This window comes from Hippea jasoniae (assembly GCF_000744435.1).
GTDB lineage: Bacteria > Campylobacterota_A > Desulfurellia > Desulfurellales > Hippeaceae > Hippea > Hippea jasoniae.
On record NZ_JQLX01000009.1, the window covers coordinates 1 to 1,116 of the forward strand.

The 1,116-nt window shown below is 56.1% G+C and carries 1 rRNA gene; it reads left to right on the forward strand.

Annotation, left to right across the window (positions count from 1 at the left end):
- Window positions 1-70: 70 nt before the first annotated feature.
- Window positions 71-1,116, forward strand: a 16S ribosomal RNA gene (locus tag EK17_RS00780); the annotation flags it as partial.

Sequence of the window (1,116 nt, forward strand, 5' to 3'; positions counted from 1 at the left end):
ATGGAAAGATAAAGCCCTGAAAAAGAAACAGAGTTTTAGCTAAGAAGGATATATATATCTTTCATAGTTTTAACATGAGAGTTTGATCCTGGCTCAGAACGAACGCTGGCGGCGTGCCTAACACATGCAAGTCGTGGGAGAAACTCTCCTTCGGGAGAGGAGTAAACCGGCGCACGGGTGAGTAACACGTGGGTAACCTGCCCTGAAGTCTGGGATAACCCACCGAAAGGTGGGCTAATACCGGATAGTTCCCTGCCTCACAAGAGGCAGGGGGAAAGGGGGCCTCTGCTTGCAAGCTCTCGCTTCAGGATGGGCCCGCGGCCTATCAGGTAGTTGGTGGGGTAAAAGCCTACCAAGCCTACGACGGGTAGCTGGTCTGAGAGGATGGTCAGCCACACTGGCACTGAGACACGGGCCAGACTCCTACGGGAGGCAGCAGTGGGGAATATTGGGCAATGGGCGAAAGCCTGACCCAGCGACGCCGCGTGGAGGATGAAGGCCTTCGGGTCGTAAACTCCTGTCAGAGGGGAAGAAGGCATAGAGGGCTAATACCCCTTTATGCTTGACGGTACCCTCAGAGGAAGCACCGGCTAACTACGTGCCAGCAGCCGCGGTAATACGTAGGGTGCGAGCGTTGTTCGGAATCACTGGGCGTAAAGCGTGCGTAGGCGGCCCTGTAAGTCCAATGTGAAAGCCTTGGGCTCAACCCAAGAATTGCATTGGATACTGCAGGGCTCAGAGTGCGGGAGAGGCAAGCGGAATTCCCGGTGGAGGGGTGAAATCCGTAGATATCGGGAGGAACACCGGTGGCGAAGGCGGCTTGCTGGAACGCAACTGACGCTGAGGCACGAAAGCGTGGGGAGCAAACAGGATTAGATACCCTGGTAGTCCACGCCCTAAACGATGGACGCTGGGTGTCGGGAGGTAACCTTCCCGGTGCCGTAAGCTAACGCGTTAAGCGTCCCGCCTGGGGAGTACGGCCGCAAGGCTAAAACTCAAAGGAATTGACGGGGGCCCGCACAAGCGGTGGAGCATGTGGTTTAATTCGATGATACGCGAAGAACCTTACCTGGGCTTGACATGCTGGTGGTAGTGAACCGAAAGGGGAACGACCCC